The sequence below is a fragment of the Shinella sp. S4-D37 genome (genome assembly GCF_040812195.1).
GTDB lineage: Bacteria > Pseudomonadota > Alphaproteobacteria > Rhizobiales > Rhizobiaceae > Shinella.
In genome coordinates, this window is record NZ_JBFNXL010000005.1 from 36896 (window position 1) to 51373 (window position 14478).

13 protein-coding genes are annotated in these 14478 nt (G+C 64.7%); 12 read left to right on the top strand and 1 reads right to left on the bottom strand.

Annotation, left to right across the window (positions count from 1 at the left end):
• The first annotated feature begins 1 nt into the window (after position 1).
• On the top strand, positions 2 to 658 hold the full coding sequence (locus AB3G45_RS07595; RefSeq protein ID WP_367830010.1) for a methyltransferase: 657 nt from the start codon (positions 2 to 4) through the stop codon (positions 656 to 658).
• 15 nt (positions 659 to 673) lie between these two features.
• Here AB3G45_RS07595 and AB3G45_RS07600 read toward each other — a convergent pair whose 3' ends face one another.
• The gene (locus AB3G45_RS07600; RefSeq protein WP_367830011.1) at positions 674 to 1135 is read right to left on the bottom strand and encodes a hypothetical protein; all 462 of its coding nucleotides are present in this window, start codon (positions 1133 to 1135) and stop codon (positions 674 to 676) included.
• Positions 1136 to 1435: 300 nt separating this feature from the next.
• On the opposite strand from AB3G45_RS07600, the gene sdhC reads away from it, so the two are divergent.
• The 11 genes from sdhC (at position 1436) to odhB (ending at position 14477) form a co-directional block, all read left to right on the top strand.
• Entirely contained in the window at positions 1436 to 1828 is a 393-nt protein-coding gene (gene sdhC / locus AB3G45_RS07605) for a succinate dehydrogenase, cytochrome b556 subunit (protein WP_367830012.1), read from the top strand.
• Between the two features lie 10 nt (positions 1829 to 1838).
• On the top strand, positions 1839 to 2219 hold the full coding sequence (gene sdhD, locus AB3G45_RS07610; RefSeq protein ID WP_367830013.1) for a succinate dehydrogenase, hydrophobic membrane anchor protein: 381 nt from the start codon (positions 1839 to 1841) through the stop codon (positions 2217 to 2219).
• A 6-nt stretch (positions 2220 to 2225) separates the two neighbouring features.
• Positions 2226 to 4067: a succinate dehydrogenase flavoprotein subunit gene (gene sdhA / locus AB3G45_RS07615; protein ID WP_367830014.1), complete on the top strand. Its 1842-nt coding sequence runs from the start codon at positions 2226 to 2228 to the stop codon at positions 4065 to 4067.
• An 18-nt stretch (positions 4068 to 4085) separates the two neighbouring features.
• Complete coding sequence (locus AB3G45_RS07620; protein WP_367830015.1) at positions 4086 to 4865, top strand: succinate dehydrogenase iron-sulfur subunit; 780 nt, start codon at positions 4086 to 4088, stop codon at positions 4863 to 4865.
• A 145-nt stretch (positions 4866 to 5010) separates the two neighbouring features.
• Complete coding sequence (locus tag AB3G45_RS07625) at positions 5011 to 5550, top strand: protease inhibitor Inh/omp19 family protein (protein ID WP_367830016.1); 540 nt, start codon at positions 5011 to 5013, stop codon at positions 5548 to 5550.
• Positions 5551 to 5588: 38 nt separating this feature from the next.
• The gene (zapE, locus tag AB3G45_RS07630) at positions 5589 to 6782 is read left to right on the top strand and encodes a cell division protein ZapE (RefSeq protein ID WP_367830017.1); all 1194 of its coding nucleotides are present in this window, start codon (positions 5589 to 5591) and stop codon (positions 6780 to 6782) included.
• A gap of 165 nt (positions 6783 to 6947) precedes the next feature.
• Positions 6948 to 7910 carry a malate dehydrogenase gene (mdh, locus tag AB3G45_RS07635; protein ID WP_367830018.1) on the top strand — a complete coding sequence of 321 codons (963 nt, stop codon included), beginning with the start codon at positions 6948 to 6950 and terminating at the stop codon, positions 7908 to 7910.
• A 27-nt stretch (positions 7911 to 7937) separates the two neighbouring features.
• Positions 7938 to 9131 (top strand): ADP-forming succinate--CoA ligase subunit beta, encoded by a 1194-nt coding sequence (gene sucC, locus AB3G45_RS07640; RefSeq protein WP_367830019.1) that lies wholly within the window; start codon positions 7938 to 7940, stop codon positions 9129 to 9131.
• 18 nt (positions 9132 to 9149) lie between these two features.
• Positions 9150 to 10052, top strand: coding sequence for a succinate--CoA ligase subunit alpha (sucD, locus tag AB3G45_RS07645; protein WP_367830020.1), 903 nt, complete (start codon positions 9150 to 9152; stop codon positions 10050 to 10052).
• Between the two features lie 137 nt (positions 10053 to 10189).
• Positions 10190 to 13186: a 2-oxoglutarate dehydrogenase E1 component gene (locus AB3G45_RS07650; RefSeq protein WP_367830021.1), complete on the top strand. Its 2997-nt coding sequence runs from the start codon at positions 10190 to 10192 to the stop codon at positions 13184 to 13186.
• Positions 13187 to 13241: 55 nt separating this feature from the next.
• Positions 13242 to 14477 carry a 2-oxoglutarate dehydrogenase complex dihydrolipoyllysine-residue succinyltransferase gene (odhB, locus tag AB3G45_RS07655; protein WP_367830022.1) on the top strand — a complete coding sequence of 412 codons (1236 nt, stop codon included), beginning with the start codon at positions 13242 to 13244 and terminating at the stop codon, positions 14475 to 14477.
• The last annotated feature ends 1 nt before the right edge of the window (position 14478 follow it).

Genomic DNA, 14478 nt, shown 5'->3' on the forward strand with positions numbered 1-14478 from the left:
GGTGAAGACGGATCCCGAGGTCTTCATCCGCGACAATACGGGCATCCTCTCCCCGCCCCATGTGCCGGAGGTGAGGCTGCGCCTTGCCACCGAGGCGCACGACCTCTGGCTGAAGACCGAGGAGGAGCTGGAGGCGATCGGCCTGCCGCCGCCCTTCTGGGCCTTCGCCTGGGCGGGCGGGCAGGGGCTTGCCCGCCATGTGCTCGACCATCCCGCGCTGGTGGCCGGGAAATCGGTGCTGGATTTTGCCAGCGGCTCCGGCCTCGTCGCCATCGCGGCGCGGCTTTCCGGCGCTGCCGCGGTGCTGGCGGCCGATATCGATCCCTGGAGTAAGACCGCCGTCCGCCTGAACGCCGCGCTCAACGGCGTCGAGATCGCCCATACGTCGGAAAACCTGATCGGCCGGGACGAAAGCTGGGATGTCGTACTGGCCGGCGACGTCTTCTATGACCGCAGCTTCGCGGAGGTACTCCTGCCCTGGTTCGCGGCGCTTGCGGCCCGGGGCGCCGTGGTGCTCGTCGGCGATCCCGGCCGGGCCTATTGCCCGCGCGAGCGCATGGAGGCGCTCGCCACCTATGTGGTGCCGGTGACGCGGGCATTGGAAGACAGCGAGGTCAAGAAGACCACGGTCTGGCGCTATCGCGCGTTAGGCGTGTGACGGTCTTTACGGCCGTCAGAATCCCCGGCGGATGACGCAGACGCCGGCTTCCCACGAACAGCCGTTCTGCCCCGGCGTCACCACGATGACCTTTCCACGGTTCTCGACGCGGGGCGCATCGACCCGGTCTTCGTAGTAGCGGTTCCTGTCGACATAGAAGTAGATGCCATTGCCCGGGTCGCGATAGGCCGAGATGGCGCCGCCGTAGAAATTGCGGTCCTTGTGCCAATGGCGGTCGCGATGCCGTTCCACCCGGCGGTCGTCGCGGTGGCGGTCGCGCGGACGCCAGTCGCGGTGTCCGCGCCGCTCGATGCTGCGGCCGATGAAGCTGCTTTTCGACCAGTCCGCGTCGGAATTGTCCGACCAGCCGACATCGGGGCTGCGGTCGCGGGCCGCGGCGACCGTCATGCCGCCGGCCGTAAGGGCGACCGCGAGCGCTAGAACTTTGGTCGCATGGGACGCTGAAAACAGAGTCATTCTGTCCTGCCTTCCGGATTACGCTTAACAGATCCTTAACGGCAAGATGGGGCAGCGCACGGCAAAAGTCACGGATTTGGTTATGGATTTTCCAGTTATCGTTAATTGGCGGAATGCGTCCTGGAATGGCGCAAACGCGGCAGGCTGCTTAATCGATTAAATTCATTTTGCACTGCAAGAAGGCTTGTGGTTCCGCGTTCCGGTGATTAAACGTCGCAATCACTGCATTGTGCACAACATACTGCAATTCCGGAGAAAATTTGTCCAGTTTATGGCTCTCCGGGGTTCCGTGAGGTTCAGATGGCGAATGTCACTCGAAGCCGGCCGCTCTCGCCGCATCTCCAAGTCTACAAGCCGATCCCGACGATGGTCATGTCCATCGTGCATCGCATAACCGGCGCTGCCCTTTACTTCGGCACGGTGCTCGTCGCCTGGTGGCTGATCGCGGCCGCCTCGGGCGAGGCCTATTTCGACTGGGTCAACTGGTTCTTCGGCACGCTGATCGGCCGCCTCGTGCTCTTCGGCTATACCTGGGCGCTGATGCACCACATGCTGGGCGGTCTTCGCCACTTCATGTGGGACATGGGCCGCGGCTATGAGAAGCACTTCAACACCAAGCTCGCCATCGTGACCCCGTTCGTCTCCGTCGCCCTGACGGTGCTGGTCTGGATCATCGGCTACCTGGCCCGCTGAGGAGAGTTCCATGGATATGCGCACCCCCCTCGGCAAGGTCCGCGGCCTCGGCTCGGCAAAGGACGGCACGGAGCATTTCTGGCGCCAGCGCCTGACGGCCGTCGCCAACGTTCCGCTGCTGCTGTTCTTCGTCGGCTTCCTGATCTGCTACAACGGCGCCTCCCATGCGCAGGTCACGGCGGCCCTGTCGAACCCGATCGTCGCCGTCCTCATGGGCCTCGTCGTCGTCTCCGGCCTCATCCACATGAAGCTCGGCATGCAGGTCATCATCGAGGACTACGTGCACGCGGAAGGCGTGAAGATCGCGCTCCTCATGCTCAACACCTTCTTCGCGATCCTGGTCGGCGGGCTCTGTCTTTTCGCCGTCCTCAAAATCGCCTTCGCAGGATAATCCATCATGGCAGCGATCTCTTCCCCGGCGGCCAACGGCAAGGCCTATACCTATGTGGACCATTCCTTCGACGTGATCGTCGTCGGCGCCGGCGGCGCGGGCCTGCGCGCCACGCTCGGCATGGCCGAGCAGGGCCTCAAGACGGCCTGCATCACCAAGGTCTTCCCGACGCGCTCGCACACTGTCGCCGCCCAGGGCGGCATCGCCGCCTCGCTCGTCAACATGACGCCCGACTGCTGGCAGTGGCACCTCTACGACACCGTCAAGGGTTCCGACTGGCTCGGCGACGTCGACGCCATGCAATATCTCGCCATGGAAGCGCCGAAGGCGGTCTATGAGCTGGAGCATTACGGCGTGCCCTTCTCGCGCAATGCGGAAGGCAAGATCTACCAGCGCCCGTTCGGCGGCCACATGCAGAACTACGGCGAAGGCCCGCCGGTGCAGCGCACCTGTGCCGCTGCCGACCGCACCGGCCACGCCATCCTGCACACGCTCTACGGCCAGTCGCTGCGCAACAATGCGGAATTCTTCATCGAGTATTTCGCGCTCGACCTGATCATGTCGGCCGATGGCCGCTGCACCGGCGTCATCGCCTGGAACCTCGATGACGGCACGATCCATCGCTTCGCAGCGAAAATGGTGGTGCTGGCGACGGGCGGCTACGGCCGCGCCTATTTCTCGGCCACCTCGGCCCATACCTGCACGGGCGACGGCGGCGGCATGATCGCCCGCGCCGGCCTGCCGCTGCAGGACATGGAATTCGTGCAGTTCCACCCGACCGGCATCTACGGCGCCGGCTGCCTCATCACCGAGGGCGCGCGCGGCGAGGGCGGCTATCTCGTCAATTCCGAGGGCGAGCGCTTCATGGAGCGCTATGCGCCGTCCGCCAAGGACCTCGCCTCCCGCGACGTCGTCTCGCGCTGCATGACGATGGAGATCCGCGAAGGCCGCGGCGTCGGCAAGAACAAGGACCACATCTTCCTGCATCTCGACCATCTCGATCCGGCCGTGCTGCACGAGCGCCTGCCGGGCATTTCCGAGAGCGCGAAGATCTTCGCCGACGTCGACGTGACGCGCGAGCCGATCCCGGTCCTGCCGACCGTCCACTACAATATGGGCGGCATTCCGACGAACTATTGGGGCGAAGTGCTGAACGCCGACAGCCAGAACCCGGAGCGCATCGCGCCCGGCCTGATGGCGGTCGGGGAAGCCGGCTGCGCCTCGGTGCACGGCGCCAACCGCCTCGGCTCCAACTCGCTGATCGACCTCGTGGTCTTCGGCCGCGCCGCGGCCATCCGCGCCGGCGAGGTGATCGACCGCAACGAGGCCGTCCCGGCGCTCGACATTGCCGCCTGCGACAGGATCATGGACCGCTTCGACCGCCTCCGGAACGCCAATGGCAGCATGCCGACGGCGATCCTGCGCGACAAGATGCAGCGCACCATGCAGGAAGACGCGGCCGTGTTCCGCACCCAGGAATCGCTGGAAAGCGGCTGCCGCCGCATGACCGAGATCTGGAAGGAACTGCCCGACATCAAGGTCACCGACCGCTCGATGATCTGGAATTCCGACCTTGTCGAGACGCTGGAGCTGGAAAACCTGATGGCAAACGCCATCACGACCGTCTACGGCGCCGAGGCCCGCAAGGAAAGCCGCGGATCGCACGCCCGCGAGGATTATGTCGACGGCCCCTTCGCCGGCCGCGACGACGTCAACTGGCGCAAGCACACGCTCGCCTGGGTCAACGAGGCGGGCGACGTCAAGCTCGACTATCGCCCCGTGCACACCGAACTTATCGCCGACGGGATCGATCCCCACAAGATCGCGCCCAAGGCGCGCGTCTACTGATCACGAGGAGAACAGGACATGGTTGAACTCGCTCTCCCGAAGAATTCGCAGTTGACCGAGGGCAAGGTCTGGCCGAAGCCGGAAGGCGCCACCAACACCCGCGAGTTCCGCATCTACCGCTGGAACCCCGACGACGGCAAGAACCCATCGGTCGACACGTTCTACATCGATGTCGACGATTGCGGCCCGATGGTGCTCGACGCGCTGCTCTATATCAAGAACAAGATCGACCCGACGCTGACGCTGCGCCGCTCCTGCCGCGAAGGCATCTGCGGCTCCTGCGCCATGAACATCGACGGCACCAACACGCTCGCCTGCACCAAGGGCATGGACGAGGTGAAGGGCGCGGTGAAGGTCTATCCGCTGCCGCACATGCCGGTCGTCAAGGACCTCATCCCCGATCTCACGAACTTCTACGCCCAGCACCGCTCGATCGAGCCCTGGCTGAAGACGGTGTCGCCGACGCCGGCCAAGGAATGGAAGCAGAGCCATGAGGAGCGCCTCAAGCTCGACGGCCTCTATGAGTGCATCCTGTGCGCCTGCTGCTCGACCTCCTGTCCGAGTTACTGGTGGAACGGCGACCGCTATCTCGGCCCGGCCGTTCTCCTCCAGGCCTATCGCTGGCTGATCGACAGCCGCGACGAAGCCACGGGCGAGCGCCTCGACAACCTGGAAGATCCCTTCCGCCTCTATCGCTGTCACACGATCATGAATTGCGCCCAGGCCTGCCCGAAGGGCCTCAATCCGGCCAAGGCGATCGGCGAGATCAAGAAGATGCTGGTCGAGCGCAGGCTCTGACCCATGTGATGGACATTCACGAAACGTGAGGAGGCGGCTCGACTATTCGGGCCGTTTCGTCTTGATTCATGCGGGCGATTCACGTTAATTCGGCACAAATTGCTGCATGGCAGCAGTATCGGGCAGATATCGGGAGTGTAACGACATGCGGATTCACCATGTGGCAGGCGGGCTGATGATGGCGCTTGCTCTGGCCGGTTGCCAGCGCACGTCGATGGACAGCGTCAATACGCAGCAGAATATTAGCCCGCTGCAGGCCCAGCCGATCGGCAGCGTCTCCTCCAGCCAGCTTCCCGACCCGACGACCGACACCTCGCAGTTCCCGGAAAAGCCGACGACCGACACGGCGATGGCGACCGGCATGGGGGTCGGCGGTGCGACGGATGCGGCAGCCGCGACGGCCCTCGACGTCACCAAGGAATCCATGGTCGGCAACTGGCGCGTAGCGAGCGGTCCGTCCTCCTGCGACATGTTCCTGACGCTCACCAATCTCGGCAGCGGTTCGCGTGGCGGCACGCGCGGCTGCGCGGGCGAACTGACGACGATGGGCTCCTGGGAGGTCGCCGGCAAGCAGGTCGTGCTGAAGGACCGCAACGGCAACGCCATCGCCCGCCTCTACAAGTCGGCGGACACCCGCTTCGACGGCACGACCAATTCCGGCCAGCCCGTCAGCCTTTCGCGCTGATCGCATCCTTCCGACACCGACACGGATAGAACCCGCCCATGGGCAAGGACTGGGACAGCGGATCGACACATCCGGACCATGGCGTTTCGGATAGGCTGCAGGCCCTTGTCGCGAGCGGCGAACTGAAGCCGGACCCGGCGCAGAAGGCCATGGCCTCCCGCTTCGACCGGCTGCTCGCCGAGCTTCATGCCCAGCGTCCGGCCCGCAAGTCCAGCGCGCTCGGCTGGCTCTTCGCATCGCGAAAACCCGAGACCGTCAGCGCCCCCAAGGGCCTCTACATCCATGGCGGCGTCGGGCGTGGCAAGACCATGCTGATGGACATGTTCTTCGATCTGGCGCGGGTGAAGCGCAAGCGGCGGGCGCATTTCCACGAATTCATGGCCGATGTGCACGACCGCATCCACAAGCACCGCCAGAAGCTGAAGGCCGGCGAGACGAAGCAGGCCGATCCCGTGCCGCCGGTTGCCGCAAGTCTCGTCGAGGAGGCGCGGCTTCTGTGCTTCGACGAGTTCTCGGTGACGGACATCGCCGATGCGATGATCCTGTCGCGGCTTTTCGGCGAGCTTTTCCAGCGCGGCTGCATTCTCGTCGCGACCTCCAATGTCGAGCCCGACGATCTCTACAGGGACGGCCTCAACCGCGGGCTCTTCCTTCCCTTCGTCGATCTCCTGAAGCGATATGTCGAGATCGTGCCGCTGGATTCGCTGACCGATTACCGCATGGAGAAGGATAGCGGCCTGCCGGTCTTCCGTCATCCGCTCGGCGTCGAGGCGGACATGGCGATGGACGCGGCCTGGCGGCGCGAAACGGCGGGCAAGGCGGGGGAGGCCGGGACGATCGCCTTCCGGGGCCGCAGCATCGCGGTGCCGCGAGCCGTCGGCCGCGCCGCGCGGTTCTCCTTCGCCGATCTCTGCGAGAAGCCGCTGGGCGCCGCCGACTATCTGGAAATCCTCGCGCATTACGACACGCTCTTCGTCGACCACATCCCCTTCCTCGGGGCGGAGAGGCGCAACGAGACGAAGCGCTTCATCAATCTCGTCGATACGATCTACGACCATCGCGTGCGGCTCTTCGCCTCCGCCGCCGCGGCGCCGGAAGACCTGCTCGTGACCCGCAAGGGCACGGAAGGCTTCGAGTTCGACCGCACGGTTTCGCGTCTCATCGAGATCCGCAGCACGGAATATTTCGCCGACCACAAGGCGCGCTATGCTGGCGATGTGACCGAAGCGTGACGGATATTCTTACGTTTACGTAAGATATTTCCCATCTAACCGATTGAAAAACTTCGATCCAAAAGTATGTGTTGAATTTTTAATCTGACAAGCGTAAGCCCTTGCGCCGAAAGGTCCCGCAATTGCGACATTGGGGGCCTGTTGATCGGAGCAAAGGAAGCTTTCATGGCCCGCAAGAAGATCGCACTTATTGGTTCTGGCATGATCGGTGGCACGCTGGCGCATCTCGCCGGCCTGAAGGAACTGGGCGACATCGTCCTCTTCGACATCGCCGACGGCATTCCGCAGGGCAAGGGCCTCGACATCGCCCAGTCCTCGCCGGTCGAGGGCTTCAACGCCTCGCTTTCGGGCGCCAGCGACTATGCCGCCATCGAAGGCGCGGACGTCTGCATCGTCACCGCCGGCGTTGCCCGCAAGCCCGGCATGAGCCGCGACGATCTTCTCGGCATCAACCTCAAGGTCATGGAACAGGTCGGCGCCGGCATCAAGAAGTATGCCCCGAACGCCTTCGTCATCTGCATCACCAACCCGCTCGACGCGATGGTCTGGGCGCTGCAGAAGTTCTCCGCCCTGCCGAAGAACATGGTCGTCGGCATGGCCGGCGTGCTGGACTCGGCCCGCTTCCGCCTCTTCCTCTCCGAGGAATTCAAGGTCTCCGTCCAGGACGTCACCGCCTTCGTTCTCGGCGGCCACGGCGATACGATGGTGCCGCTCGCCCGCTACTCCACCGTCGCCGGCATTCCGCTGACGGACCTCGTCAAGATGGGCTGGGTCACCAAGGAACGCCTGGAAGAGATCATCCAGCGCACCCGTGACGGCGGCGCCGAGATCGTCGGCCTGCTGAAAACCGGCTCAGCCTACTACGCCCCGGCCGCCTCCGCCATCGAGATGGCCGAATCCTACCTCAAGGACAAGAAGCGCGTGCTGCCCTGCGCCGCCCACCTCTCGGGCCAGTACGGCGTCAAGGACATGTATGTCGGCGTTCCGACGGTCATCGGTGCCGGTGGCGTCGAGCGCATCGTCGAGATCGACCTCAACAAGGCCGAGCAGGAGGCCTTCGACAAGTCCGTCGGCGCCGTCGCCGGCCTTTGCGAAGCCTGCATCAACATCGCGCCCGCGCTGAAGTAATCCCGATTTCCAGACAGGATCTTCCCTATGAACATTCATGAATATCAGGCCAAGGCTCTGCTCAAGAGCTTTGGCGCGCCGGTCGCCGAAGGCGTCGCGATCTTCTCCGCCGACGAGGCTGAAGCGGCTGCGAAGTCGCTGCCCGGCCCGCTCTACGTGGTCAAGAGCCAGATCCATGCCGGCGGTCGCGGCAAGGGCAAGTTCAAGGAACTCGGCCCCGATGCCAAGGGCGGCGTTCGCCTCGCCTTCTCGATCGACGAAGCCAAGGCCCACGCCAAGGACATGCTCGGCAACACGCTCGTCACCGCCCAGACCGGCGAAGCCGGCAAGCAGGTGAACCGCCTCTATATCGAGGACGGCGCCGACATCGACCGCGAACTCTACCTCTCGCTGCTCGTCGACCGCTCCGTCGGCCAGGTGGCCTTCGTCGTCTCGACGGAAGGCGGCATGGACATCGAAGCCGTCGCCCATGACACGCCGGAGAAGATCCTGACCGTCGCGATCGACCCGGAAGCCGGCGTCACCGCCGACGACCTGGCGAAGCTCACCTCGGCGCTGAAGCTCGAAGGCGAAGCCAAGGCGGACGCCGAAAAGCTCTTCCCGATTCTCTACAAGGCCTTCGTCGAGAAGGACATGAGCCTCCTGGAGATCAATCCGCTGATCGTCATGAAGAACGGCCGCGTGCGCGTTCTCGACGCCAAGGTCTCCTTCGACGGCAACGCGCTGTTCCGCCATGACGACATCAAGGCGCTGCGCGACGAGACGGAAGAGGACGCCAAGGAGATCGAGGCCTCCAAGTGGGACCTCGCCTATGTGGCGCTCGACGGCAATATCGGCTGCATGGTCAACGGCGCGGGTCTTGCCATGGCGACGATGGACATCATCAAGCTCTACGGCAAGGAGCCGGCGAACTTCTGTGACGTCGGCGGCGGCGCCGGCAAGGAGAAGGTCGCGGCGGCCTTCAAGATCATCACGGCCGACCCGAAGGTCGAGGGCATCCTCGTCAACATCTTCGGCGGCATCATGAAATGCGACGTCATCGCCGAAGGCGTGGTCGCAGCCGTGCAGGAAGTCGGCCTCAAGGTTCCGCTGGTCGTTCGTCTCGAAGGCACGAATGTCGAGCTTGGCAAGAAGATCCTGAACGAATCGGGCCTGGCGATCACCGCCGCCGACGATCTGGACGATGCTGCCAAGAAGATCGTCGCCGCGATCAACGGCTAACCTGAAGGACCAGACCTCATGTCGATTCTCGTCAACAAGAACACCAAGGTCCTCGTTCAGGGCCTGACCGGCAAGACCGGCACCTTCCACACCGAGCAGGCGCTCGCCTACTACGGCACGCAGATGGTCGGCGGCATCCACCCGAAGAAGGGCGGCGAAACCTGGACCGGTTCCAAGGGCGAAAGCCTGCCGATCTTCGCCTCCGTCGCCGAAGGCAAGGAAAAGACCGGCGCGGGCGCCTCCGTGATCTACGTTCCGCCGGCAGGCGCCGCGGACGCGATCATCGAGGCGATCGAAGCGGAAATCCCCTTCATCACCTGCATCACCGAAGGCATCCCGGTTGCCGACATGGTGCGCGTCAAGGCCCGCCTCGACCGCTCCTCCTCGCGCCTGCTCGGCCCGAACTGCCCGGGCATCCTCACGCCGGAAGAATGCAAGATCGGCATCATGCCGGGCTCGATCTTCCGCAAGGGCTCGGTCGGCATCGTCTCGCGCTCCGGCACGCTTACCTATGAAGCGGTGTTCCAGACCTCCAACGAGGGCCTTGGCCAGACCACGGCTGTCGGCATCGGCGGCGACCCGGTCAAGGGCACCGAATTCATCGACGTGCTGGAGATGTTCCTGGCGGACGACGCCACGACCTCCATCATCATGATCGGCGAAATCGGCGGCTCGGCTGAAGAAGATGCGGCGCAGTTCCTCATCGACGAAGCCAAGAAGGGCCGCAAGAAGCCGATGGCCGGCTTCATCGCGGGTCGTACCGCGCCGAAGGGCCGCACCATGGGTCATGCCGGCGCTGTCGTTTCCGGCGGCAAGGGCGATGCGGAATCCAAGATCGCGGCTATGGAGGCGGCGGGCATCCGCGTTTCGCCTTCGCCGGCGCGCCTCGGCAAGACCCTGGTCGAAGTCCTCAAGGGCTGAGAAACGAAACGGGGATCGGCCGGCTGGAAATGCCGGCCGGTCCGTCTCTTCCCGGCGCGGTGCGCGCCGGGCGGCAATCCGGGAAGGCCCGGTCAACACGATCGTTCGGGAGGCGGGCGCAGCGCCCGCGAGAAACCATGGCACGGCAAGACGCCAACGAACAATTCCTGGCCACGTCCTTCCTCGATGGAGCGAACGCGGCCTATATCGAACAGCTCTACGCCAAGTACGAGGCAGATCCCGCCTCTGTCGGCGAGGAATGGCAGGCCTTCTTCAAGGCCCTCGAAGACCAGCCCTCCGACATCGTGAAGGCCGCGAAGGGCGCCTCGTGGAAGCGCGCCAACTGGCCGATCGCGGCAAACGGCGAGCTTGTCTCGGCGCTCGACGGCAACTGGGGCGTCGTCGAGAAGGTGCTTGAGAAGAAGGTCCAGGCGAAGGCCGAGGCCGTCGCCGCCAAGACCGGCGCTCCGGTCAACCAGGCCGACGTCAACCAGGCGACGCGCGACAGCGTGCGCGCCATCATGATGATCCGCGCCTACCGCGCCCGCGGCCACCTCCATGCCAAGCTCGATCCGCTCGCCATCGCCGCGCCGGTCGAGGACTATCACGAGCTTTCCCCCTCGAACTACGGCTTCGAGGACAAGGATCTCGACCGCAAGATCTTCATCGACAACGTGCTCGGCCTCGAATACGCGACGATCCGCGAAATGGTCGAGATCCTGGAGCGCACCTACTGCTCCACCATCGGCGTCGAGTTCATGCATATCTCCAACCCGGAAGAGAAGGGCTGGATCCAGGAGCGCATCGAGGGCCCGGACAAGGGCGTCGATTTCACGCCGGAAGGCAAGAAGGCGATCCTGCAGAAGCTGATCGAGGCGGAAGGCTTCGAGCAGTTCATCGACGTCAAGTACAAGGGCACCAAGCGCTTCGGCCTCGACGGCGGCGAATCCCTCATCCCGGCGCTGGAGCAGATCATCAAGCGCGGCGGCCAGCTCGGCCTCAAGGAAATCGTGCTCGGCATGGCCCACCGCGGCCGCCTCAACGTGCTGACCAACGTGATGGCCAAGCCCCACCGCGCCGTCTTCCACGAGTTCAAGGGCGGCTCCTATGCGCCCGACGACGTGGAAGGCTCGGGCGACGTGAAGTACCATCTCGGCGCTTCTTCGGATCGCGAGTTCGACGGTAACAAGGTGCACCTGTCGCTGACCGCCAACCCCTCGCACCTGGAGATCGTCAACCCGGTCGTCATGGGCAAGGCCCGCGCCAAGCAGGACCAGATGGCGACCGTCTTCGAGGGCGACATCATCCCGCTGCGCGAGCGCGTCAAGGTCATGCCGCTGCTCCTGCACGGCGATGCGGCCTTCGCGGGCCAGGGCGTCGTCGCCGAGATCCTCGGCCTGTCGGGCCTGCGCGGCCACCGCGTCGCCGGCACCGTGCATGTCATCATCAACAACCAGATCGGCTTCACCACGAACCCGGCCTTCTCGCGCTCTTCGCCCTATCCGTCGGACGTGGCGAAGATGATCGAGGCGCCGATCTTCCATGTGAACGGCGACGATCCGGAAGCGGTGACCTATGCCGCCAAGGTCGCGACCGAGTTCCGCATGAAGTTCCACAAACCCGTCGTGCTGGATATCTTCTGCTATCGCCGCTTCGGCCACAACGAAGGCGACGAGCCGGCGTTCACCCAGCCGAAGATGTACAAGGCGATCCGCGCCCACAAGACCGTGGTCAACCTCTACGGCGCGCGCCTCGTTGCCGAGGGTGTGATCAGCGAGGGCGAATTCGAGAAGATGAAGGCCGACTGGCGCGCCAATCTCGAGACGGAATTCGAGATCGGCCAGTCCTACAAGCCGAACAAGGCCGACTGGCTGGACGGCGTCTGGTCGGGCCTGCGCTCGGCCGACAACCAGGACGAACAGCGCCGCGGCAAGACCTCCGTGCCGATGAAGCAGCTCAAGGAGGTCGGCCGCAAGATCGCGACGATCCCGGAAGGCTTCAAGGCCCACAAGACCATCCAGCGGTTCATGGACAACCGCATGCAGATGGTCGAGACGGGCGAGGGCCTCGACTGGGCGATGGGTGAAGCGCTGGCCTTCGGCACGCTCTGCGTCGAGGGCACGAAGATTCGCCTGTCCGGCCAGGATTGCGAACGCGGCACCTTCTCGCAGCGCCATTCAGTTCTCTACGACCAGGAGACCGAGGATCGCTACATCCCGCTCGCCAACCTCTCGCCGACCCAGGCCCGCTACGAGGTCATCAACTCGATGCTCTCGGAAGAGGCGGTGCTCGGCTTCGAATACGGCTATTCCCTGGCCCGGCCGAACGCGCTGACGTTGTGGGAAGCCCAGTTCGGCGATTTCGCCAACGGCGCGCAGGTGGTCTTCGACCAGTTCATCTCGTCGGGCGAACGCAAGTGGCTGCGCATGTCGGGCCTCGTCTGCCTCCTGCCGCACGGCTATGAGGGGCAGGGTCCGGAGCACTCCTCCGCCCGCCTCGAACGCTGGCTGCAGATGTGCGCCGAGGACAACATGCAGGTCGCCAACGTCACGACGCCGGCGAACTACTTCCACATCCTGCGCCGCCAGGTGAAGCGCGACTTCCGCAAGCCGCTGATCATGATGACGCCGAAGTCGCTGCTGCGCCACAAGCGCGCCGTCTCCTCGCTGTCGGAACTGGCGGGCGAAAGCTCGTTCCATCGTCTCTTGTGGGACGACGCCGAGGTCATCAAGGACGGCCCGATCAAGCTGCAGAAGGACGCGAAGATCCGCCGCGTCGTGATGTGCTCGGGCAAGGTCTACTACGACCTTCTGGAAGAGCGCGAGAAGCGCGGCATCGACGACGTCTACCTCCTGCGCCTGGAACAGCTCTATCCGTTCCCGGCCAAGGCGCTGATCAACGAATTGTCGCGCTTCCGCAACGCGGAGATGGTCTGGTGCCAGGAAGAGCCCAAGAACATGGGCGGCTGGGCTTTCATCGACCCCTATCTGGAATGGGTGCTCGCCCATATCGACGCCAAGTATCAGCGCGTGCGCTACACCGGCCGTCCGGCCGCTGCCTCGCCGGCGACGGGCCTGATGTCGAAGCACCTCGCGCAGCTCGCCGCCTTCCTCGAGGATGCGCTGGGCGGTTGATCCGCCCGGCCCTATCTCTTCTCACGCAAAGACACGAACGAACGGAACTCAACTCATGGCTACCGAAATCCGCGTCCCGACCTTGGGCGAATCCGTCAGCGAAGCGACCGTCGGCACCTGGTTCAAGAAGGTCGGCGACGTCATCAAGGCCGACGAGCCGCTCTGTGAGCTCGAAACCGACAAGGTGACGATCGAAGTGCCGGCGCCGGCCGCCGGCGTCCTGTCGGAAATCACCGCCGCCGCTGGCGAGACGGTTGCCCCGGGCGGCCTTCTCGGCCAGATTTCCGAAGGCGCTTCCGCCGGTGCTGCGGCGCCCGCTGCTGCCGAAAAGGTCGAGAAGGCCGCTGCTGCCGCACCCGCCGCCGAGGCCAAGCCCGCCGCCGGCGCCACGATGCCGGCCGCCCCGGCCGCCGCCAAGATGCTCGCCGAGAACAATCTCTCGGCCGATCAGGTCGACGGCTCCGGCAAGCGCAGCCAGGTGCTGAAGGGCGACGTCATCGCCGCCGTCGCCAAGGGCATCACGTCTTCCACCGCCGCTGCCGCCGAGCCGGCCAAGGTCGTCGCCCGCGCCCCGTCTTCCGAGGCCGACGCGCCGCGTGAAGAGCGCGTGAAGATGACGCGCCTGCGCCAGACGATCGCCAAGCGCCTGAAGGACGCCCAGAACACCGCGGCCATGCTGACCACCTACAACGAGGTGGACATGTCGGCCGTGATGGACCTGCGCAACCGCTACAAGGACCTCTTCGAGAAGAAGCACGGCGTCAAGCTCGGCTTCATGGGTTTCTTCACCAAGGCCGTCACCCACGCGCTGAAGGAACTGCCGGCCGTCAACGCCGAGATCGACGGCACCGACATCATCTACAAGAACTACTGCCATGTCGGCGTCGCCGTCGGCACGGACAAGGGCCTGGTCGTTCCGGTCGTGCGCGATGCGGACCAGATGGGCATCGCCGCGATCGAGAAGGAAATCGGCCGTCTCGGCAAGGCCGCCCGTGACGGCGCGCTCTCCATGGCCGACATGCAGGGCGGCACCTTCACCATCTCGAACGGCGGCGTCTACGGTTCGCTGATGTCCTCGCCGATCCTCAACGCCCCGCAGTCCGGCATCCTCGGCATGCACAAGATCCAGGAGCGTCCGGTCGTCGTCGGCGGGCAGATCGTCATCCGCCCGATGATGTATCTCGCGCTCTCCTACGACCACCGCATCGTCGACGGCAAGGAAGCCGTGACCTTCCTCGTGCGCGTCAAGGACAGCCTGGAAGATCCCGAACGCCTCGTTCTCGATCTCTGAG

Excerpts from the sequence above, each read along its gene's own strand:
- AB3G45_RS07600 (WP_367830011.1), bottom strand. The coding sequence starts at position 1,135 with ATGACTCTGTTTTCAGCGTCCCATGCGACCAAAGTTCTAGCGCTCGCG.
- sdhC (WP_367830012.1), top strand. The coding sequence starts at position 1,436 with ATGGCGAATGTCACTCGAAGCCGGCCGCTCTCGCCGCATCTCCAAGTC.
- sdhD (WP_367830013.1), top strand. The coding sequence starts at position 1,839 with ATGGATATGCGCACCCCCCTCGGCAAGGTCCGCGGCCTCGGCTCGGCA.
- sdhA (WP_367830014.1), top strand. The coding sequence starts at position 2,226 with ATGGCAGCGATCTCTTCCCCGGCGGCCAACGGCAAGGCCTATACCTAT.
- AB3G45_RS07620 (WP_367830015.1), top strand. The coding sequence starts at position 4,086 with ATGGTTGAACTCGCTCTCCCGAAGAATTCGCAGTTGACCGAGGGCAAG.
- AB3G45_RS07625 (WP_367830016.1), top strand. The coding sequence starts at position 5,011 with ATGCGGATTCACCATGTGGCAGGCGGGCTGATGATGGCGCTTGCTCTG.
- zapE (WP_367830017.1), top strand. The coding sequence starts at position 5,589 with ATGGGCAAGGACTGGGACAGCGGATCGACACATCCGGACCATGGCGTT.
- mdh (WP_367830018.1), top strand. The coding sequence starts at position 6,948 with ATGGCCCGCAAGAAGATCGCACTTATTGGTTCTGGCATGATCGGTGGC.
- sucC (WP_367830019.1), top strand. The coding sequence starts at position 7,938 with ATGAACATTCATGAATATCAGGCCAAGGCTCTGCTCAAGAGCTTTGGC.
- sucD (WP_367830020.1), top strand. The coding sequence starts at position 9,150 with ATGTCGATTCTCGTCAACAAGAACACCAAGGTCCTCGTTCAGGGCCTG.
- AB3G45_RS07650 (WP_367830021.1), top strand. The coding sequence starts at position 10,190 with ATGGCACGGCAAGACGCCAACGAACAATTCCTGGCCACGTCCTTCCTC.
- odhB (WP_367830022.1), top strand. The coding sequence starts at position 13,242 with ATGGCTACCGAAATCCGCGTCCCGACCTTGGGCGAATCCGTCAGCGAA.